Origin of the sequence: Streptomyces sp. NWU339, from assembly GCF_003143855.1 — a bacterium.
In the GTDB taxonomy this organism is placed as follows: Bacteria; Actinomycetota; Actinomycetes; order Streptomycetales; family Streptomycetaceae; genus Streptomyces.
Genome location: NZ_QFRK01000053.1, coordinates 16,752 through 36,653 on the forward strand (window position 1 = coordinate 16,752; position 19,902 = coordinate 36,653).

Annotated in this window: 19 protein-coding genes and 3 pseudogenes; 11 read left to right on the plus strand and 11 right to left on the minus strand. The window is 70.5% G+C overall.

The annotated features are described in order from the left end of the window. Window positions 1-20: 20 nt before the first annotated feature. Window positions 21-185 (minus strand): annotated as a pseudogene (locus tag DIZ27_RS36475) (4-coumarate--CoA ligase family protein); the annotation flags it as partial. Between the two features lie 34 nt (window positions 186-219). Continuing rightward, window positions 220-1,386, minus strand: a complete 1,167-nt coding sequence (locus DIZ27_RS36480; RefSeq protein WP_109382691.1) for an acyl-CoA dehydrogenase family protein — start codon at window positions 1,384-1,386, stop codon at window positions 220-222. Between the two features lie 135 nt (window positions 1,387-1,521). On the opposite strand from DIZ27_RS36480, the gene DIZ27_RS36485 reads away from it, so the two are divergent. After that, on the plus strand, window positions 1,522-2,919 hold the full coding sequence (locus DIZ27_RS36485; RefSeq protein WP_109381670.1) for an IS1380 family transposase: 1,398 nt from the start codon (window positions 1,522-1,524) through the stop codon (window positions 2,917-2,919). Window positions 2,920-3,039: 120 nt separating this feature from the next. Here DIZ27_RS36485 and DIZ27_RS36490 read toward each other — a convergent pair whose 3' ends face one another. The 3 genes from DIZ27_RS36490 to DIZ27_RS36495 form a co-directional block, all read right to left on the minus strand. After that, on the minus strand, window positions 3,040-3,588 hold the full coding sequence (locus DIZ27_RS36490) for a hypothetical protein (RefSeq protein WP_146229056.1): 549 nt from the start codon (window positions 3,586-3,588) through the stop codon (window positions 3,040-3,042). Window positions 3,589-3,664: 76 nt separating this feature from the next. After that, window positions 3,665-3,799, minus strand: a complete 135-nt coding sequence (locus tag DIZ27_RS47830; RefSeq protein ID WP_258308701.1) for a hypothetical protein — start codon at window positions 3,797-3,799, stop codon at window positions 3,665-3,667. A gap of 231 nt (window positions 3,800-4,030) precedes the next feature. Further along, window positions 4,031-5,233: an IS110 family transposase gene (locus DIZ27_RS36495; protein WP_109382706.1), complete on the minus strand. Its 1,203-nt coding sequence runs from the start codon at window positions 5,231-5,233 to the stop codon at window positions 4,031-4,033. Here DIZ27_RS36495 and DIZ27_RS36500 point away from each other — a divergent pair, their 5' ends adjacent. Continuing rightward, a complete protein-coding gene (locus DIZ27_RS36500) occupies window positions 5,234-6,208 on the plus strand; it encodes an IS701 family transposase (RefSeq protein WP_109382693.1) in 975 nt (324 codons plus the stop codon). Window positions 6,209-6,294: 86 nt separating this feature from the next. Here DIZ27_RS36500 and DIZ27_RS36505 read toward each other — a convergent pair whose 3' ends face one another. From DIZ27_RS36505 to DIZ27_RS36515, 3 genes are all read right to left on the minus strand, one after another. Continuing rightward, window positions 6,295-7,143 (minus strand): hypothetical protein, encoded by an 849-nt coding sequence (locus DIZ27_RS36505; protein ID WP_181383863.1) that lies wholly within the window; start codon window positions 7,141-7,143, stop codon window positions 6,295-6,297. Continuing rightward, the gene (locus DIZ27_RS36510) at window positions 7,133-7,720 is read right to left on the minus strand and encodes an RNA polymerase sigma factor (RefSeq protein WP_109382694.1); all 588 of its coding nucleotides are present in this window, start codon (window positions 7,718-7,720) and stop codon (window positions 7,133-7,135) included. Before DIZ27_RS36510 ends, DIZ27_RS36505 begins: the two co-directional genes overlap by 11 nt. Window positions 7,721-7,798: 78 nt before the next feature. Continuing rightward, a complete protein-coding gene (locus tag DIZ27_RS36515; RefSeq protein ID WP_109382695.1) occupies window positions 7,799-8,641 on the minus strand; it encodes an undecaprenyl-diphosphate phosphatase in 843 nt (280 codons plus the stop codon). Window positions 8,642-8,869: 228 nt separating this feature from the next. Between DIZ27_RS36515 and DIZ27_RS36520 the strand changes: the two genes are divergently transcribed. The 3 genes from DIZ27_RS36520 (at window position 8,870) to DIZ27_RS36535 (ending at window position 11,629) form a co-directional block, all read left to right on the plus strand. Continuing rightward, window positions 8,870-9,496 (plus strand): Chromate resistance protein ChrB, encoded by a 627-nt coding sequence (locus DIZ27_RS36520; protein ID WP_258308702.1) that lies wholly within the window; start codon window positions 8,870-8,872, stop codon window positions 9,494-9,496. Then, complete coding sequence (locus tag DIZ27_RS36525) at window positions 9,493-9,912, plus strand: YkvA family protein (protein WP_219933692.1); 420 nt, start codon at window positions 9,493-9,495, stop codon at window positions 9,910-9,912. Before DIZ27_RS36520 ends, DIZ27_RS36525 begins: the two co-directional genes overlap by 4 nt. 769 nt (window positions 9,913-10,681) lie before the next feature. Beyond that, on the plus strand, window positions 10,682-11,629 hold the full coding sequence (locus tag DIZ27_RS36535) for a S66 peptidase family protein (RefSeq protein WP_258308704.1): 948 nt from the start codon (window positions 10,682-10,684) through the stop codon (window positions 11,627-11,629). A gap of 211 nt (window positions 11,630-11,840) precedes the next feature. Here the strand turns inward: DIZ27_RS36535 and istB are convergent, their stop codons facing one another. Together istB and DIZ27_RS36545 are read right to left on the minus strand one after the other, a co-directional pair. Further along, complete coding sequence (istB, locus tag DIZ27_RS36540; protein WP_109382697.1) at window positions 11,841-12,476, minus strand: IS21-like element helper ATPase IstB; 636 nt, start codon at window positions 12,474-12,476, stop codon at window positions 11,841-11,843. 186 nt (window positions 12,477-12,662) lie between these two features. After that, the gene (locus tag DIZ27_RS36545; protein ID WP_109382698.1) at window positions 12,663-13,037 is read right to left on the minus strand and encodes a hypothetical protein; all 375 of its coding nucleotides are present in this window, start codon (window positions 13,035-13,037) and stop codon (window positions 12,663-12,665) included. A 1,027-nt stretch (window positions 13,038-14,064) separates the two neighbouring features. Between DIZ27_RS36545 and DIZ27_RS36560 the strand changes: the two genes are divergently transcribed. The 4 genes and pseudogenes from DIZ27_RS36560 (at window position 14,065) to DIZ27_RS36580 (ending at window position 16,630) form a co-directional block, all read left to right on the plus strand. Beyond that, window positions 14,065-14,649 (plus strand): 3'-5' exonuclease, encoded by a 585-nt coding sequence (locus DIZ27_RS36560; protein WP_109382700.1) that lies wholly within the window; start codon window positions 14,065-14,067, stop codon window positions 14,647-14,649. Window positions 14,650-14,671: 22 nt separating this feature from the next. Next, window positions 14,672-15,412 (plus strand): annotated as a pseudogene (locus DIZ27_RS48960) (DnaB-like helicase C-terminal domain-containing protein); the annotation flags it as partial. 13 nt (window positions 15,413-15,425) lie between these two features. Beyond that, a complete protein-coding gene (locus DIZ27_RS47840; protein WP_258308705.1) occupies window positions 15,426-15,980 on the plus strand; it encodes a DnaB helicase C-terminal domain-containing protein in 555 nt (184 codons plus the stop codon). Between the two features lie 86 nt (window positions 15,981-16,066). After that, window positions 16,067-16,630 (plus strand): annotated as a pseudogene (locus tag DIZ27_RS36580) (XRE family transcriptional regulator). Between the two features lie 102 nt (window positions 16,631-16,732). Here DIZ27_RS36580 and DIZ27_RS36585 read toward each other — a convergent pair. Further along, window positions 16,733-16,966: a hypothetical protein gene (locus DIZ27_RS36585; protein WP_109382702.1), complete on the minus strand. Its 234-nt coding sequence runs from the start codon at window positions 16,964-16,966 to the stop codon at window positions 16,733-16,735. Window positions 16,967-17,583: 617 nt separating this feature from the next. On the opposite strand from DIZ27_RS36585, the gene DIZ27_RS36590 reads away from it, so the two are divergent. Then, on the plus strand, window positions 17,584-18,069 hold the full coding sequence (locus DIZ27_RS36590) for an XRE family transcriptional regulator (protein ID WP_258308703.1): 486 nt from the start codon (window positions 17,584-17,586) through the stop codon (window positions 18,067-18,069). Between the two features lie 1,065 nt (window positions 18,070-19,134). After that, window positions 19,135-19,902, plus strand: a 768-nt coding sequence (locus tag DIZ27_RS36595; RefSeq protein ID WP_109382703.1) for a hypothetical protein, incomplete at its 3' end; no start/stop codon positions are given.

The window sequence follows — 19,902 nt, forward strand, 5'->3', positions numbered from 1 at the left end:
TGCCGGACCCGCTTGCACGGGGCGACGCGCCGGTGGAACCGGTCCACCTGCTCGTACGTGAGGGTGGTGCCGTCGGTGTCGTCGACGAGTGCCGGGGTGCTCCCGAACTCGGCGGCGCGCGCGAGCACCGCGTCGTGGACGGGGAGTTCCACGGGTGGGACGTCTGCGTGCTCGCTGCGGAACACGGTTCCTCCAAGACGGCCGGGAAGCCGAGCGGGCCTAGTACGACCTGGGTAGGCCCAGGGTCTGGTGGGAGACGTAGTTGAGGATCATCTCCCGGCTCACCGGGGCGATACGGGACACGCGCGCGGCGGTCACCAGCGAGGCGAGCCCGTACTCGCGCGTGAGGCCGTTCCCGCCGAGGGTGTGCACGGCCTGGTCGACGGCCTTCACGCAGGCCTCGGCGGCCGCGTACTTGGCCATGTTGGCGGCCTCGCCCGCGCCCGTGTCGTCACCGGCGTCGTAGAGGTGGGCGGCCTTCTGCATCATCAGGCGGGCCAGTTCGAGGTCGATGTGCGCCTGCGCGAGGGGGTGCGCGATGGCCTGGTGGGCGCCTATGGGGGCGTTCCAGACGGTGCGCTCACGCGCGTACTCGACGGCGCGGGAGAGCGCGTAACGGCCCATGCCGATCGCGAAGGCGGCGGTCATGACGCGTTCGGGGTTGAGTCCGGCGAAGAGCTGGAGCAGCCCGGTGTCCTCTCCCCCGCTGCCGGAAGCATGGGAGGGGCCCCCACCCACGAGGGCGTCGGCGGGCAGCCGTACGTCGTCGAGGACCAGCTCGAACTGCTTCTCGACGGCGTTGAGTTCCATGTCGATGGGGCGCCGCTGGAAGCCCTCGGTGTCTCGGGGGACGATGAACAGGCAGGGCTTGAGTCTTCCCGTACGGGCGTCTTCGGTGCGGCCGACGATCAGGGTGGCGTCGGCGATGTCGACGCCGGAGACGAAGACCTTGCGGCCGGTGAGGAGCCAGTCGGTGCCGTCCTTGCGTGCCGTCGTGGTGATGCGGTGGCTGTTGGACCCGGCATCGGGCTCGGTGATGCCGAAGGCCATCAGGCGGCTGCCGTCGGCCAGGGCGGGCAGCCACTCCCGTTTCTGGGCCTCGGTGCCGAAGCGGGAGATGACGGTGCCGCAGATGGCCGGGGAGACGATCATCATCAGCAGGGGGTTGCCGGCGGCGCCCATCTCCTCCAGGACGAGGGAGAGTTCGGTGATGCCGCCGCCACCACCGCCGTACGCCTCCGGCAGGTTGACGCCGATGTAGCCGAGCTTGGCGGCGTTCTGCCAGAACGGGCGGTTGTCGGCGCCGGGGGTGCGGGGGTGGTTCTTCGCGAATGAAGCGACTGCTTCGCGGAGAGCCTTGTGCTCTTCTGTCTCGATGACGGGCATGAGCGCTCCTAAGCCTCGATCCACCGGGTGATGGTTCGTCCAGTGCCTGGACATGAAAGTGGAGATGCACTCTGACCTGGGAAAATAGGAGTTCTCTAGGCTTCTACTCAACCAGTTCGGAGGTGCATCTCCGGGATGCATTCTTCCACGCCGCCACGTGCGGTGTCCGCTGTGTTCGATGACCCGAACCTGGTTGCGCATGCCGGGCTGGTTCCGGTGATGCGGCTGGCCGAACGGTGTGGGCTGTCGGACCTGGTGACGCAGAAGGTGAAGCTGACCGGGACGACGAACGGCGCGGGGGCTGCGGCGGACTCCAAGGTCAGCAGCATCGTGGCCGGCATGGCGGCGGGCGCGGACAGCATCGACGACCTCCGCGTGCTGCGGCACGGGGCGATGCCGACGCTGTTCGGCGGTATTCGCGCCCCGTCCACGCTCGGCATCTTCCTTCGCGCGTTCACCCACGGTCATGCCCTCCAACTCCATGCTGTGCACCGCAGATTCCTGGCCGCGCTGGCCGCGCGCACTCCACTGCTGCCCGGCTCTGGAGAGAAGGCGTTCATCGATGTCGACTCCACCCACAAACGCGTCTACGGCCGGACCAAGCAGGGCGCCGAGTACGGCCGGTTCAAGGGCATCCGCACCCTGCACCCCCTCCTCGCCACGGTCTGCACCCCGCACGCACGGCCGGTGATCGCCACGGTGCGGATGCGACGCGGCAAAGCAGCAGACTCCCGGGGCGCCCCGAAATTCGTGAGCGAGGCCCTGGCCACCGCCGTCGAGGCCGGCTGCACTGGCCTGCGCATCCTGCGGGCCGACTCTCAGTTCTACAACGCCGGGGTAATCGCCGCCTGCCACCGGGCCGGCGCCCACTTCTCGATCACCACCGGGATGAACCCCTCCATCAAGCGGGCCGTCCTCGGCATCCCCAACGACGCCTGGCAGCAGATCAGTTACCCGACCGCGGTCCCCGACCCCGAGACCGGTGAACTCATCTCGGACGCCGAAGTCGCCGAGATACCCGAATACACCGCGTTCGCCAGCCGGAAGAAAGCAGATCGGGTCACCGCCCGGCTGATCGTGCGCCGGGTCCGTGACCTGGCCAAACCCGCCGTCGTGGGCGAGCAGGGCGAGCTGTTTCCCGTCTGGCGCTACCACCCCTTCTTCACCGACCAGCCCGCCGCAACCCTGCAGGCCGAGCGGGAACACCGCCATCACGCCGTGGTCGAGCAGGTCATCGCGGACAGCAAGGCCGGGGCCCTGGCCCATCTGCCGTCCGGGCACTTCCACGCCAACGCGGCCTGGCTGACCCTGTGGGCGATGGCCTACAACCTGCTGCGGGCCGCAGGTTCCCTGGCCTCCGCGTTCCACGCCAAGGCCACCACGGCCACCCTCCGGGCCCACCTGGTCCAGGTCCCGGCCCGGATCGCGCGATCCGCACGACGCATCACCCTGCACCTGCCCTGCAACTGGCCCTGGGAGCAAGCCTGGACACACCTCTTCGACACCGTCCACGACCCACCCGCACTGGCCTGATCCCCCTGCCCACCCCGCCCGCCAGGGCTCGACCGGAACCGCACCGTGGAAAAGCTGGGCAGACCAGCAGAAACAACCTGCCCATCCACGATCACCGACCGAAACCAGCTCACAAAACGATCAAGAGATCACCTTCAGAGCACGTCGGTGGATCGAGGCTAAGGCCCCTTCGCTTCCGCCGGTGCCGTCGCTGCCCTCCTTGCCGTCGATGCCGTCGATCCCGTCGCTGCCCTCTGCTTTTGGGCTGGGTACGGGCAAGCACACGGTGCAACCTGTGTCCTTAGTCCGCTCACGCGCCGCGGGCGCGGTGCAGCGGTGGCGGGCGGCTTTAGCCGCTGCGCCGTCGCTGGGCACCGTGGATGTCAGCTCGCTGTCCCAGCAGAAGGTCGACAAGTTGTTCGATGACCTCGTGCGCAACACCAAGCAGTTGGACAAGGCGGTCGACAGCGACATCCAGTTCCGGCTCAACAGCAGCGCTGATCTCAGCTGCAGTGCAGCGGGCTGCAAGGTCGTCGCCCATGTCACCAACTCGGCTTCCGGCTCCTCCGACACGAAGGTCACCGGCGGGAAGGTGAACGCGGTGCTAACCGCCACGGTCCAGGTCGACGGCATGCCGGGCGGAACCTGTAAGGCCACTTCTCCTTTGCCGTTGAACAACACCAGCGACATCAGTTGCCTCGCCACCAGCGCGGGGCCGGTGTTCGTCCGGCAGCAGACCCTGAAAAGGCGGCAGGCGGAGGCACAGTCACGGGCGCAGGGCGGCCGGCCCGTGCCCTACACCGTGCAGTCCACCGGCCAGGCTGTCGTCACCGCCCTCGCCCAGATCAACGTCGCAGTCCTCGTCGCCCAGCAAGAACTCGAGCGCGACCTCATCGACCACCTCCCCCAACCGGACGGGCTGCCCGGGCCGACGGCCGGCACAGCTCCGGCGTCCTCGGCCCAGCCTTCCCCTCAGGCCTCGCCCTCAGGACTGCCGTCGACCGACGACGACTTCGCCGACCCGGTCTCCTGCCTCGATAAGCAGCCCGCAGGCGCGTACGCGCCGAACGGCAGCGGGCAGGGATGGATCCGTCAACACTGTCGGGCCCGGGGGGTGCCCCTATGGGTTTCGTCAACCCGTGGGGGCGGGTTGGGGTTCGTAGAAGGTGCCGTCGCGGAGCATCGCGAAGAGCACGTCGGCTCGTCGTCTTGCGAGGCAGATGAGGGCTTGGGTGTGGTGTTTGCCCTGGCTGATCTTCTTGTCGTAGTAGGCCCGGGAGACCGGGTCGGCCAGGGCCGCGAACGCGGAGAGGAAGAAGGCCCGTTTGAGCTGCTTGTTTCCGCGTCTGGAGGGTTGTTCGCCGCGGATCGAGGTGCCCGAACTGCGGGTCGCCGGGGCGAGGCCGGCATAGGCAGCGAGGTGGGCGGCGGACGGGAAGCTGGATCCGTCGCCGACGTCGATGAGGATGCGTGCTCCGGTCCTGACGCCGATCCCCGGCATGGACGTCAGGACCTTGGAAAGAGGGTGGACCTCCAGCAGTTCCTCGATCCTCGTGGCGAGGAGCTTCCGCTGGTCAAGCACTGCTTGGAGCGATCCGGCGAGGCTGGGAACGATCAGTGCGGCCGCGTCCGTGCCCGGGACGACGACGGTCTGCTCGTCCAGTGCGGTGAAGATGTCCTCGACCAGCCGCTCGGCCATCCGCGGTGCCTTCGGACGTATCAGCGTCACGAGCCGGCGCCGTCCGGCTTTGCGGATCTGGGCGGGCGAGCCGAACTGGTCGAGGAGCTTGAGCACTGCCGGATGCTGCACTCGCGGACCCAGGACCCGCTCGAGCGATGGATGGATCTGCGTGAGCAGGCCCCGCAGGCGGTTGCTGATGCGGGTGGCCTCCCCGGCCAGGTCGTCGTCGAAGCCGACGATCATCTCCAGCGCGGCGATGGTCTCGTCTTCGAGCTCGACCGAGCGGAGGGTGTGCGGCATGACGCGGGCCGCGTCGGCGATGACGAAGGCGTCGCGGGCGTCGGTCTTGGCCTCACCGGGATAAAGATCGGCGATCCGCCGCATCGTGAGTCCGGGCAGACAGGCGACCGGGCAGCCCATGTCCCTTGCGACCGCCAGCGGCAGGGCGCCGATAGAGGCCGGCTGGTCGACCACGACGAGCACGGTCCCGTGCTTGGCCTGCAGTTTTCCGAAGACTTCGCGGAGTTTGGGTTCGCTGTTGGGCAGCCGTTTGTCGAAGGCCTTCTTCCCGGCCGGGGTGACGGCGGTGGCGTGGTGTTCGCCCTTGCCGACGTCCAGGCCGAGGAAGACGCCGATGTCGCTGGTGTCGATCACGTGCTTCCTCCGGTTGTCCCCGCCCGGCCGTCCCACGGCACCGATCGCCACATCCACATTACGAAGAGCCTCCCGACCTGCGGAAAGGCCGGTGGTCATGCCCCTAATCAGCGGTCTGTCGATGCCTCCGGAGCCGGTGACACCACCCCCCAGGCCATACGTTCGACAGAGGGTGTCCGCTCGGCCGGGGTGCAGCGGCAGTACACCGGCACCTCCGGGAAGATCGACAACTGTCAGCTGGGGGTGTTCCTCGCCTACGCCTCCGACCGGGGGCGGGCGTTGATCGACCGGGAGCTGTACCTGCCGACCTGCTGGACTGAGGATCCGGCCCGCCGGGCGGATGCCCGGGTCGGCGACGAGGTCGGCTTTGCCACCAAGCCATCCCTGGCCCGGGCGATGCTGGCGAGGGCGGTGGACGTCGGTGTGCCGTTTCGGTGGGTGACCGGCGACGAGGTCTACGGCCAGGACCCGGTGCTGCGCGGCTGGCTCGCCCAGAGGCGGCTCGGCTACGTGCTGGCGATCGGCTGCAAGCACCGGTGCGGGCCCCGCGGGCAGAACGTCCGCACCGTCTCGGCCATCCTGCCCGAGGATGCCTGGGAGATCCGCTCGGCCGGCGACGGCGCCCACGGCCTGCGCGAATACGCCTGGGCCCTGGTCCCGCTGCCCGGCCGTCATGAAGACGGCTTCGAGGACGCGCTGTTGATCCGCCGCTCCCTGGCCGACGGCGAACGCGCCTACTACCTCACCCACGCCCCCGCCGGCACCCCGCTGGCGGAGATCGTCCGGGCCGCCGGGGCCCGCTGGGCGATCGAGGAGTGCTTCCAGGCCGCGAAGAACGAGGTCGGCCTGGACCACTACCAGGTCCGTCACTACCGGGCCTGGTACCGACACATCACCCTGGCCATGGCGGCCGCCGCCCACCTGGCCGCGGTCCGTGTCACCGAGGCCGAAAAGGGGGAGGCCACCGTGACCTGATCAGACTGAGCGTGAACGAGATCCGCCGACTGCTGAGCAAGCTCGCCCATCCCATCCGGCACGAGACCGGCCACATCTTGCACTGGTCACGCTGGCGCCGCCGACACCAGCACCGAGCCAGGCTCAGCCACTACCGCCGCCGTGGCCATCGCCCCCCGTAACTGCGGCTGCAGTATTAGGCCGGTGGCGAAGCGGCCGGTGGCGAGGACGGTGCCGTCGGAGGCGGTCAGGCGGGCGCTGGAGAGCGCCGTGGGGCCGATTGGGGCCGCCGTGCCCCAGTTACCACGCCCGTTGCTCAAGGTGAAGGTGCCTACGCGGATCGTGGTTCCGTCCGTGCGCTGCAGGAGGCAGACGACCTTGCCGCTGTACGGAGTGCCGGCGGCGGCAAGGTCGACGGTCAGGTAGATCCGACCGGGGTCCCCCAGGTCTCCGGGGTGGGCGTAAACGTCGCCGGCCGACGGCCCGGGGCCCGAGGCCGAGATCAGCTCTCCCTCCCTCACAGGCGTCGGGGCCTTTATGGCAGGGGGGCTCGAGGCCGTGACACTCTCGAGGGCGGTGCCGACCGTCCAGCCGGTAAACCCGAATGCGAACGCGGCCACGGCGGACGCGACCCGCAGCCGGACACGGCGTGCGCGACTGCGGACCGCCTTGTGCGCGAGGCCGGACGCCCGCGTGTGGGGGGTCCCCTTGTGCGCCGTCACGTCCTGGGTCAGTCTGCGCGCCACCCGGGTCTCGAACCCGGGCGGCGGCTCGCTGCCCGGCACCAGCCCGATCAGTTTGTCGCCCACCAGGGTCATGTGCTCGATGTACTCCCGGCAGGCCGCGCACCGGTCCAGATGCGCGACCGCCGCCGCCCGCTCACGGCCGAACAGCACGCCCAGCGCCAGCTCGACGCCGATCTCCCGCAGCTTCTCGCAGGTCACGTCATTGGCCATGGTCCCCTCGATTCGAAGCGGCGAGTGTGTTCCGCAGCTTTCCCATCGCTGTCCTGATCCGCTTCTTTGCGGTGCCCAGCGGGATCTTCTCCCGGTCGGCGATCTGCTGGGCCGTCATTCCGTAGACGCCCGCCATCACCAGGGCACGACCCTGTTCCCGCGGCAGCTGCGCCACGGCGGCCCGCAGCTGGGACGAGGCCTCGCCGGCCAGGGCCCATTGCTCGGGGGTCTCGGTCACGACATCGAGGAGCGCGTCGAGGTCCTCGGGTGCCACCGGCTTTGTCCGCCGCGCACGGACGGCGTCGATGGCGAGATGGTGCGCGATGGTCGTCAGCCAGGTCGTCACCGACCCGCGGCGCGGGTCGTAGATCTGCGCGTGACGCCACGCCCGCTCGAACGTCTGCTGGGCGATGTCCTCGGCAAGCTGCCGATCTCCGGTGACGGCGATGGCGACACCGAAGACCGCGCGCTGGAACCTCCGTACGAAGGCGGCCGCGAGCTCCGGATCACCGGTGGCCGGCCCGGACAGCAGAGCCTCGTCCGGGAGACGGCCACCAGGGAACCGGAAGCTCGGCACACCTGTACATACGGTCCGCCCCCGCCGAGGGATTGCCCGGCCGCTGCGGAAGAGGGCGTGCGGGGACAGGGTGGGCGGCTACTCGACGGCGCCGGCGGCGGGGGCCGGCACGCCGGCGGTGACCAGGACCGCGATCACCACACCGCGGACGATGCGGTAGACCACGAAGGGGGCGAAGCTGTTGTTCGAGATGTACTTCAAAAACCAGGCGATGGCGGCGTAGCCGACCACGAAGGCGATGCCGGTGGCCGGCAGGGTCGGGTCCCAGGCCGGGGCCGGGCCTTCGCCGATCTTGAACAGTTCCAGGGTGCCGGAGGCCACGACCGCGGGGATGGCCGGCAGGAACGAGTACCGGGCCGCGGCCTCCCGGGAGTAGCCCAGCAGCAGCCCCGCACTGAGGGTTCCCCCGGAACGGGACACCCCGGGGAGGAGGGCCAGCGCCTGGGCGAAGCCGTAGGTAAGGGCGTGCGGGAGGGTCAGCTCGGTGATCGGCTTGGCGTGGCGCACCGCCCGAAAGCGGTCGGCGACCGCCAGGATCAGCCCGAACCCGATCAGCATGGCGGCGGTGATCCGCAGGTCGCGCAGGGAGGTCTCGATGCTGTCCTGGAAGGCGAGGCCGAGGATGCCGATGGGCAGCGTGCCGACGATGACGAACCAGCCCCTCCGGGCGGTGGGGTCCTTGCGTCGCTCCGGCCGCACCGGCGAGGCGGACCAGACGCCGATGATCGCGGCGATGTCGCGGCGGAAGTAGATCAGCACCGCGAGCTCGGTGCCCAGCTGCGTGACGGCGGTGAACGCCGCGCCGGGATCGTCCCAGCCGAACAGGGCGGAGAACACCCGCAGGTGGGCGCTGGAGGAGACGGGCAGGAACTCGGTGAGTCCCTGCAGCAGGCCCAGCACGATGGCCTCGAACCAAGACATCGCGGATGTGCTCCCCACGGGCCGACCAGGACGACGGCGCCCGGCCGGTCCCGGCCGGGCGTCCGTGAGACCGCACGGGGGCAGCGGCCCCACGGGCCGGCGGGCATGTTACAGCCGTAACATGACAGCCCTGTGCCACGGGCCCTGAAGAGCGAGAAGACGCCGGATCAGGCGTAGAGCGGGAACGGGTGCCATCGGCACTGACGTTACGGACGTATCATCGCAGGCGTGAGCGACGACGAGGCAAGGGCGTCGGCCGGGAGCGAGGACGCCTGGCTGCTGGTGGCGGTGAGCACGGCCGGGGGCACGGACTCCCTGCGGGTGCACGTGTGGCGCAGGCTGCGCGGGCTCGGGGCGGTGTACGTGCAGCAGTCGGTGTGCCTGCTGCCCGATTGCCCGCCAGTGGCCGGCGCGGTACGCAAGCTGATCGACAAGGTCCGCGCCGAGGGCGGCACCGCCCGCCTGCTGCACCTGACCCTGACCGACCCGGTCGAGCGCGGCGAGCTGATCGGCGAGTTCCGCCAGGCCGTGACCGGGGAGTACGGCGAGGTTATCGAACGCCTCCCCGGGTTCTTCGCCGAGATCGACACCGAGACCGCCAGGGGCCGCACCACCTTCGCCGAGGTCGAGGAGTCCGAGGCCGACCTGGCCCGCTACGAAGCATGGGTGGCAAAAATCGCCGCCCGGGACTACTTCGCCGCCCCGATCGGCGCCGAAGTCCGCGCCGAACTCGCCCGGGCCCGCGAGGCGATGAAGGCGTTCGAGGCCGCCGCCCTCGCCGCCGAGMCCACCCCCGGCACCAGCACGAGCCGTGCCGCGGTCCAGCTGCGCGCCGTAGAGGGGCACCGGCCGTGAACACCTGGTGGTCCATAGCCCTGGCCATGACCGGCGGAGTGCTGCTGTTCTGGCTGCTCACCCTGGCCGCCCTGGCCCTGGCCCGCCCGCGCGGCAACCTCCTGGCCGAGGCGATCCGGCTGCTGCCCGACCTGCTGCGGCTCATCCCCCGCCTCGCCCGCGACCGGACCCTGCCGCGCGGGGTACGGGTACGGCTGTGGCTGCTGCTGGCCTACCTGGCGATGCCCATCGACCTGGTACCCGACTTCATCCCCGTCCTCGGCTACGCCGACGACGCCATCGTGGTCGCCGCCGTCCTGCGCTCCGTGGTCCGCCACGCCGGAGCCGATGCTCTGGCCCGGCACTGGCCCGGCACCGACGACGGGCTCATTGCCGTCCGCCGCCTGACCGGCCTGCCCGCCACCCCGGCCACATGAGGGGTTCGAAAAGTATCCGAGCAGGGATGACCCTGCTCGCACGGCCGGACAGCTCCTCATCGGCGCTGCCGTCCGGGTCCTCCGGGGCCGACCGGCCCGCGGCGCGGAGCTGCCCGAGCGCGGCGTCCAGGACGTCCGGGTCGGCGCCCTGGGTGAGCTGATGCACCCGCGTCGGCGACCTTGCGCACCGAGACCTTCTCCTCCCGGGCAAAGGCCAGCGCCCGCCGCACCCGCGCCAGCACCCGACGCTCCCGGCGAGACTTCCTCACCCACTCGCCTGCCACCTGCGACAGCCTCCCACCTCATCGGGACCATCATCATGCGTTCAGGGAACTGAACGCCGTAGCGGTCACCCCTGCTCAGATACTCCCCGAGCCCCAGCAGGACGCCGCATGGGAGCTGTCGACAAGACAGGATCAGCGAGCGGGCAGCGCGACGGGCGCGTCGCTCGGCACCAGGGAGTCGCGGCCAGCGGCCGACAGCTCCGGTACGTACTTGTACAGCGTCGTGCGGGTGGCTTCGTTCACTTCTAGCGGCAGCGTTTGTCCATCGGTTCGGGTGTCATCGCCGGACCCCGGCGGTCGCGGATATTCACGAGAAATGAAGTCACCCGTCAGGGACTGACTAGGTGTTCTTGAAGCTGAAAACTCGCTGTCGTCCAGGCACGGCGCTGTGCCAAGATCCGGCGCATGCCAGTTCGATACCCGCGCCCCTGCGTCCCGGTGACCGTGTCGGTGTGACCGCTTCGTCGAGCGGAGTCGCGAAAGCATTGCTTGAGCGGTTGAACGTCGCTCTCCGTGACGTGCAGGCACGCGGGTGTGAGATCGTCGTCGGGCAGTGTATGGACGGTTCCGGGCACGTCAGCGCCTCGGCCGCCGACCGCGCAAGCGAGCTGATGTCGATGCTGACTGATCCCACCATCAGGGCTGTCGTGCCGCCATGGGGCGGAGAGACCGCGATCGACCTGATCCCGCTGCTCGACTGGGACCGGCTGCGCGAGGCGGAGCCGACCTGGCTCGTCGGGTTCTCCGACATCTCGACCCTCATCACACCGCTGACACTGCTCACCGGCACGGCGACTCTCCACGGCAACAACCTCATGGACACGCCCTACCGCGTACCCGAGGGACTGCTGTCGTGGCTCGACATCGTCGCCGCACCCTCGGGCCACCGGTTCACGCAGACCCCGCCTGGCCGCCACCGGGCCACAGGCTTCGACGACTTCGCCGCCTTCCCCGACATGCGCGAGTACACGCTGGACTCGCAGGGTACCTGGGTCCGGCTCGACAACGGTGGCGACGTGGAGGCTGAGGGCAGGCTGATCGGCGGCTGCATCGAGACGCTGTGCAATCTCGCGGGGACGCCCTACCTCGACGTCACGACTTTCGCCCGCAACGAGTCCCCGGAAGGGCTCCTCGTGTACGTAGAGGCAGCCGAACACAACGCCTTCACCATCTGCCGAAACCTGCACGGCATGAGGCTCGCCGGATTCTTCGACCGCGCGAACGCGATTCTCGTCGGCCGGACCAACGCACCGGACAACAGCTCCCTCAGTCAGCACGAAGCCGTCCTCGATGCTCTCGGCTCCCTGAACGTGCCGATCATCGCTGACATCGAGTGCGGCCACGTCCCGCCTTACATGTCGATCGTCAACGGAGCCTACGGCCACATCGTTCACTCACCGAGTCGAAGCGAGCTGACGCAGACGTTGGGCTGACGTTCCAGGCCAGGCGCCCGGCGCTCAGGGGGCGGCGGTTCAGGCGCTTTCCCTTCCACGCACCCTCGTCCAGCCGTGCAGGCCCTTGCTGATCAACGCCGGGTCATTGTGGTGATGAGTGCCCAGTTCAGACTTGAGACACGACGCGTGCATCGTGTCGGCGGCCCCGGACTGCTCCTGATGTTGATCCGGGACCGCAGCGCATCGGTGGTCAGCCAGCCTTTGCGGGTTCCTCGGCTCGTGCCCGGGTGCTGGCGAGGCGGTAGGAGTCGGTGCCGGTCTCGATGATGGTGCCGTTGAAGGTCAGGCGGTCGACGATGACCGCGCAGAGCCGCGGGTCGGTGAAGGTCTTGGTCCAGCCGCCGAAGGACTCGTTGGAGGCGATGGCGACGCTGTTCTTCTCCTCGCGCTCGGTCAGGACCTGGAACAGCAGTTCGGCGCCGTGGCGGTCGAGTTCCATGTAGCCCAGTTCGTCAATGCACAAAAGGTCGACGCGGCCGTAGCGGGCGATGGTCTTGTTCAGCTGCTTCTCGTCGGCGGCCTCGACCAGCTTGTTCACCAGCTTCGTGGCGAGCGTGTAGCGGACCCGGTAGCCCTTCATCGCCGCCTCCGTCCCCAGGGCGATCAGCAGGTGGGACTTGCCGGTGCCGGAGTCGCCGATCAGGCAGAGCGGGTGGCCGGAGCGGACCCACTCGGGTCGGGTGAGGGTATGTACCAGCTCCGGGGAGAGGTTGGGGTTGGCGGTGAAGTCGAAGTCCTCGATGCGCTTGGGGCGGGGGAAGCCGGCCTCGCGGATCCGGCGGAGCGTGCGGCGTTCGTGCCGGTCCTGGTGCAGAGCGCGTTCCACTGCCCCGCCCGCCGCCCGAGCGCCGCGCCATCGTCATCACCGCCCGCAGCCTCATCCGCCGGGCACGGACAACCCACCGCCAGCACACCCGACCCCACCACCGCCCATGAACAGCCGACGCCGGCACGCCCCGGGCGTCAGCTCTGCGTGACAGACACGCCAAGGGCGTACCGTGCGGGAAACTGGTCAGCAGCGGGTCAGTACCGCTATTTCCCGGCCGAACCCCACCACCAGCCGACCGTCCGAAGTGATAACCACCGTGTGCACCGCTGCGGGGAGCACCAACTCCGCGCCGAGGGGCCGGCCGGTGGTCAGGTCCCACACCCGTACCTCTCCGACGTTTTCTCCACCGCCGCCGGTGACGGCGACCGGACGGCCGTCCACCACCGCCGTCGCCACGGCGTTCACCGCGCCGGAGTAGCGGCCGCCGGTGAGGGGTTCGCCGACGGGCCAACCGGTGGTCAGGTCCCACACCCGCACCGTCTTGTCGTTGCTGCTGGTGACGGCGACCGGACGGCCGTCCACCCCCCACCGCGCGTCGGCTCCGCCGTCCACCGCCACTGCGGTGATCCCCGAGCCGACAACTCCCGGTCTCCGTACCGAGCAGCGTCCAACGCCAGCACCTGCTTGCGCACTCCCGCCGGAGCGCCCCCGTGCAGATGCGCCGACGCCCGGTACACCGCACCCGCCAACCGCGCGGCCGGCTCCAAAGCCGCATCCACCAGCCCCAGGACCTCACCCGGGTCGGCGTTCACCAGGAACCCCGGATCCGCCAACGGCCCATCCACACCCGTAAGCACAGCCCCGACCCCGGCAACGCTCAGATCATCAGACATACCCGCATCCAGCCAGCCCCCACCGACACGCTGGGGATGTCCTGTGCCGGGGCCGCCCACTACGTATAGTCCGCGGCGGGCTGGACGCTGCGCCGAGCTCTGAGTGCCGCCGATCTCGACGCGTGGCTGCGGCTGCTGGCCCTGCACGACACCGACGGCCTGGCCCACGCCGAGCCGGACACCATGCTCCCCAGCCTCCGGCCGGGGGGACTCCCATCCGCCTCTACCACCTGCACGCCCGACTCGCCGACCACGCCCGCCGTCGCTGGCTGCGGATCGAGCGGACTTGGCCCTGGGCAACCCCGTTCACCACCTGCTGGCACCGGCTGACCGCCCTGCCCTCCATCACCTGACCACCAGACCCCCAGCCCGACGCGACAAGGAAAGGAGCAGGCCCGCACGACCTCCGGGTGCCGTGGAACCCCGGCTCAGCCGCAGTGACACGCGAAGGCCCCACCCGTGATCACGCGGGACAAACAGGGCGAACCCGCAGCCCGGTCACACACTCACGACCGCTGAAGAATCGAGGCCAACCGGGCGTTGACGCCCGCCGTCTGGCACTGGCTCACCCTGCGCAACGGAATCGCTGCTCAGCGCGGGGGCCTTTCCGGTAGGTTCTCCGTGACCGGACCTCAGCAGCCGTTCCTCTTGATGGGCGTCATGCATTCTTGCCCATCCAAGTCGATGAAGAGACCGGGCGGGCGGCGAAACTCGGATGACCCGGGGCGAGGTTGTTTCTATCCTCACTCATCGTGAACGTGGACGGGCACCTGCTCAACGTGGTTGATGTCGAAGCAACATGCTGGGAGGGGCAGCCGCCACCCGGCCAGGTCAGCGAGATCATCGAGATCGGGCTCACCGTGGTCGACCTGCGCGCCGGCGAGCGCCTCGCCAAACACCGGCTGCTGGTACGCCCAGCCCGATCGAAGGTAAGCCCGTTCTGTGCGGATTTGACCGGGCTGACGCAAGCCGACGTGGACCAAGGCCTGCCCTTCACCGAAGCGTGCCAGGCGCTGGCGGCCAAGCACCGCGCGGGCCTGCTTCCCTGGGCCAGTTGGGGCGACTACGACCGCAACCAGTTCACTCGCCAGTGCCTGCACACGGGTACGCAGTATCCCTTCAACCACCGTCACACCAACGTGAAGGTCGCCTTCACCGCCTCTTATGGCCTGCGCAGACGTCCCGGAATGGCCCAGGCGTTGACGGTGGCCGGCCTCCCGTTGGAGGGCCGCCACCACCGAGGCGACGACGATGCGTGGAACATCGCCGCCTTGGTGCTCGATCTGGCGGGGCGGGGAGACTGGCCCACCGGCGAGGGTCTGTTCCTTCGATCATGAGCGAGGCAAGCGGGTCTGGCGTATGGCCACGCCCTCGTACGACCCGGTAGCCGACGTGGCCCGTGCCGTGCTGGAGGGCGACTGGCACGAACCCACGCACGAGCTGGTGTGGTCGGCGGTGGTCCGCCTGCACGGGACCGGCCGCCCGACCGGAGTACCGGCCGTGGAGGCGGAACTGCGCCGCACCGGTGACCTGGAACGCGCGGGCGGCGTGGTGGGCCTGTCCCGCCTCGCGAGCGAGGCGTGCTCGGCGGCCGAGGCCGACCACTACGCCGACCTCGTGCACGGCTACGCCCAGGTGCGCCGCTACCAGGCCGCCCTGGTGCGCGGGATGCAGGGCGCCCGCCTGGCGGACCCGCTGTCCGTGCCGGAGACGATCGCCGCCCATCAGGCGGAGCTGGAGTACCTCGCCGCCGACGGCCAGGCCGACGATGACGACTTCGGCCGGTTCGGSGACCACCTGGACGCCCACCTGGACGGCCTGGCCGTGTCCCTCCCGGCGGCCGCCGTCACCGGCTTCACCGATCTGGACGCCCTGATGAAGCTGATGCCCGGGCAGATGATCGTGGTCGCCGCCCGCCCGGCCATGGGCAAGTCCGCGTTCGCCCTCGGCGTCGCCACCGCCAACGCCCGCACCGGGGCCCCCACCCTGGTGCACAGGCTGGAGATGAGGAGGACCGAGGTCAGCAACCGGATCCTGTCCGCCCGGGCCCGGGTGGCGTTCCACCACATCCGCGACGGCGTCGACGGCCTCACCGGAGACGACTGGGACCGGCCTGGACCGGCACACCCCCGAACTACGCGACCTGCCGCTGTGGATGGACTACTCCGCCCGCCTCAGCCCCGCCCGGATCCGCTCCCGCATCAAGACCATCACCCGGGAGACCAGCCGGGCGCCGCTGGTGGTGGACTACCTCCAGCTGATGCAGACCGACCAGCGCACCGCGAGGCAGTCGCCCTACGAGCGGGTCACCGAGATCAGCCGCGAACTGAAGATCCTCGCCGCCGRCACCGGCGCCGTGCTCATCGCCCCGGCCCAGCTCAACCGCGGGCCCGAACAGCGGCAGGACAAGAAGCCGGCGGTGAGCGACCTGCGGGACTCCGGGGCCCTGGAGCAGGACGCGGAGGCGATCCTCCTGCTGCACCGCGAGGACCACTACGAGCCCGAGTCCGGGCGGGCCGGGGAGAGCGACCTGATCGCGGCCAAGCACCGCAACGGGCCCACCGCCACGGTCACGGTGGCCCGCCAGTTCCCCTACAGCCGCCCGCGCGACATGTCCGCCGCCGAAGAACCCGCCCCTGACCGCCCTGGACGCCGCTGTGCGGCGTGATCCGCCCGGTGTCGGACAGTTACCCCGGCCCGGGCGTGATCGCCGCACCGCGGCCCCACAGCCGATCATGAACGGAGAGCCCCCGGATGGGCATCATCGGAGACGGCCTCGAGCGGGCCGTGCAGCAGGCGTTCACCCGCCCCATCCCCAAGTCGGCCGGCGCGCGGATGCGTTACCTGGTCAGGCAGCTCAAGTCAAGGGCACCCGCGCGGTGGCCGACACGCTCGGCGTCTCGCAGCGCACCGTGGAGCGGTACGTGAAGGACCAGATCCGCCGGCCCCGCCCCGGACCTCGCCGCGCGCCTGGAGCGCGAGGTGAGGAAGCGGTGGCAGCCGCAGATCCGCGCCAAGGCCCGGCAGAAGGCGGCGACCACCGGCGGCATCGTCATCGACACCCGCGCCCGCCTCGGCTACACCGCGCCGATCGGGTCCACCGACCAGGACCGCATCCGGCACCTGACCGTCGCCCTGCCACCGCAGTACGCCGCCCGCCTCTTCGAGGCGCAAGAAGCCGGCGCCGGCGACCAGCAGCTCCAGGAGATCGCGGCCGAAGGGCTCAAGGAGACCTACTTCCAGGACGGCGGCCGCCGCGCCGGCCAGCTGGAGGAGGTCCGCTTCACGGACATCGAGCACCTGGAGTTCGACCTGTAGCAGCCGTGCCCCGAACAGCCCGCGAGCCGACGGGGTCCGGGGAGTATCCGGGCAGGGATGCCCGCCACGGCGTTTCGTTTCCTGAATGCTTCGGTGCCCCGGTCAGCGGCCCTGGCGGAACGGGTGGTACGCCTCACAGGGGTCCTCGTCAATCTCTCCGCGGCGACGCCGTTCGGCCCGGTACGCGGTCCAGGCGAGTTCACCCGGCACGGTGGAACGCCAGGGTGTTTGGGKGCGGTCGCAGGACTCGGCGTGCTCCGGGTCGCCGCAGTGGGCTTTGAGCCCACTGCCGTGCTTCTCGACGTCCGCGAGGACGGCGAATGGGAGCCCGGACACGCACGCGGAGCGATCCACATCCTCACGGCCGRCGTGCCCGCCCGCCTCGACGGGCTCGACGCACCAGCCTGAACGGGGGACASGGCGCATGCGGAGCCGGAATGMGTGGAAATGTCTTCGCGGACCGATCACGACTGTCGAGAGGTGTTGTTCATGCGTCGCATCGCTGCCGTCATCCTGGGGGCCGCCGCATTCRTCGGGTTCGTGGCGTCACCGGCAAACGCCGTCGTCGACCCGCTGACCGTGGCCACTTGTCTGACGGAATCGCTCCCCGCCACTGTTTCCAGYCCTCTCGAAGCCCCCGYCGTCGGCTGCCTGCRGCCATAGCGGCCGCGGCGTCGGCCGGCYCGGGGGCCCGGCATCGCATAGGAGTTCGGTACTGGCGAAGTATCCGAGCAGGGATCACCGCCACGGCGTTCCGTTTCCTGAACGCCGTGGCGGTGCGGGGCGGGGTGGGAGGCGCGACGCCTGAGCGACGGACGCGGTCGATCGGGGGCGGTGCTTCCGGTGTGTGGCGTGTCGAGCCCAGCCTGTTCAGCTGCCCGATCTGACTTAACCGACCGCGCGGGTGACGGGACAACACATACCGGGCGCGTCCACCATGAGCTTGCTCCGCTTTGGCAGACACCCTTGGTGTGGTGGTCAGACAGCTCAACGGCACCCGCGCGGTGGCCGGCGCGCTCGGCGTCTCGCAGCGCACCGTGGAACGGTACGTCAAAGACCAGATCCGCCGGCCCCGCCCGGACCTCGCCCGGCGCCTGGAGGATGCGGTCCGCGCCCGCTGGCGGCCCCGCGTCCGCGCCCAGGCCCGCCGCCGGGCGGCCACCCGCACCGGCCTGGTCGTCGACACCCGGGCCCGCTTCGGCTTCACCGCTGCCCCCGGCACCACCGACGACGCCCGCCTCCGCCACCTCACCCGCGCCCTGCCCCCGCAGCACGCGGCCCGCCTCTTCGACGCCCAGGACACCGGGGCCACCGAGCAGCGCCTGCGCGACCTCGCCGCCGAGGCCCTGGGCGAGGTGTACTTCCGCGACGGGGGCCGCCGCGCGAGCGGCCTGGAGGTGCAGTTCACGGACGTCGAGCACGTGGAGTTCGACCTGTAGGCAGTGCGGCATGCAGGCGGACGTGCTGCCGCATTGTGGTCGGGTAGCCGGATCACGGCAACGTGATCCGGCTACCCGACCACACACATTGAGATCGAGCTGTAGAAAAGTTCACGCGTCCTGATGGAGACATCGCACAGCTTCGTCCCCGTCCGTGCACGGTTGAGGCGCCTTGCCGGCTGGTTCCCGGCCGCTGTCGCCGCGTCGCCCGAAGCTCCCGGGCCCGCACCGCCCGGTCGCCGTCGGGTGGCGGCATCGTCGGCCGACAACGCGCCCTGGCTGCCCATCCGGGCTTGCCCAGGTTCTGCTCAGGGCTGCGCGCCGGGTGATGACTGGCCCTCCGGGCCGGTGGCACCGGCTTCACCGACACGGCCGGGGGCGTGCGACAGCATCACCGCTGTCTGCGAGCGAAGGGAGGCGATCGCCTCGGCCGGCCGGCCACACAGGCACGCATCCGCATCACTTCCGGCTGCCGGCGGACCATCCGGCCTGCCCCGGCCGGTCGTCTCCGAGCCTCGCAAGCGAGCCGGTCCGCAAGGGCAAGCACCCCGGCAGCGGCAACGATCACCGCTGAGCCGATGACCATCACGGCCCGGCCTGCCGTCCCGCTGGACGCCGGCGCCCGGGTCATCACGCTCGGGCCGGGAGCCGGTCAGCCCGAGCGGTGCCGGATGGGGCACCGCGTCATCGATGCGAGGGTTCATGCCCGGACCAACGCGTGATGAGGGTTTCCGGCACAGCACAACCGCCGTCATCACCCGTTCAGCCCGCACGCTGGCCCCGCAACGGCACCGCGCCCACCCGGGTCCGCGGGCGAGGGTCAGCCGCTTCGGAAAGGGGGAACACATTCTCTTCCTCGCCCGTTGCCTGTTGCCCCGCGGGGCAACAAGCGTCCGGGGGTGGTGCGCCCCGGCCGGTCGGGGCCCAGCCTCCGAGCGATCTTGCTCGGTGTCCCTCAGGATGGTTCCCGGTTGCCCGGCCGCCCGAATGGTCCGACGGCAGCCGTGTCCAGCTGCGCGGCGGGCATGGGCCGGCCGCCTGACCCCCACCCCCAGGGAGCACCCCATGGCAGTGATGACGGACGCGCTCGTACCGGCGCTGGAGGACACCCGCCAGGCGCATGCGGCGCTCGTCGACCGATTGCGGGCGGATGCGACCATCACGCCGCCCGGCCCGTACCGGCAGCTGCTCGAGCGCCAGGCGGACCACGTCCAGGACGGCCTCCGGCGCATCGAGCACCACGCGCGCGAGCTGCGGCCCCGCAGCGGGCTGGTCGGGGACCGCGTCGATATCGCGCGGTTCCTCTCGCACGGCGCCGTGCGCACCGTCCTGCTGCCGCTGACCATCGGGTCCACGCTCGTGACGGACATGCTGCGCGGCCGGCGGCCCACCGACGAGCGGCGGCTGCTGAAAAACGCCCAGGACGAGTACGCGGTCACCGCCCGGGCGCTGGCGGCCTGCCGGGCCGGGCAGAGCATCGCCGAAGAGGCCCACGACCAGGCCACCGCCGGCCTGCTCGCCGCACTGCGCCGCCAGGACGAGGAACTGCTCGAACAACTGGAGGACAGCATCGCCCAGAACGCCCGGGCCGTGGCGGCCGCGGCCAACGGCTTCGTCCAGGAGAACGGCGSCAMCTGGGCCGACGCGGCCGCCCGCACGCTGCGGGCCGCCGCCCACCGGGTGCACGACGTCGCGCAGACCGGCGGCCGGCGGGCCCGGGATGCCGCCGCGGGCGCGGTGCGCGAGATGCCCGAGCCGACCCGCATGGCCGAAAAGGTCCAGGGTGCGGTGACCCGGGAGGAGGAATTGCCGATCCCCCGCTTCAGCCAACTC

Bases quoted from the DNA above. Each gene is read 5' to 3' on its own strand.
- DIZ27_RS36505 (WP_181383863.1), bottom strand. From the start codon at position 7,143: ATGGCCAATGACGTGACCTGCGAGAAGCTGCGGGAGATCGGCGTCGAG.
- DIZ27_RS36480 (WP_109382691.1), bottom strand. From the start codon at position 1,386: ATGCCCGTCATCGAGACAGAAGAGCACAAGGCTCTCCGCGAAGCAGTC.
- DIZ27_RS36490 (WP_146229056.1), bottom strand. From the start codon at position 3,588: ATGTCGCTGGTGTTGTTCAACGGCAAAGGAGAAGTGGCCTTACAGGTT.
- DIZ27_RS36485 (WP_109381670.1), top strand. From the start codon at position 1,522: ATGCATTCTTCCACGCCGCCACGTGCGGTGTCCGCTGTGTTCGATGAC.
- DIZ27_RS36515 (WP_109382695.1), bottom strand. From the start codon at position 8,641: ATGTCTTGGTTCGAGGCCATCGTGCTGGGCCTGCTGCAGGGACTCACC.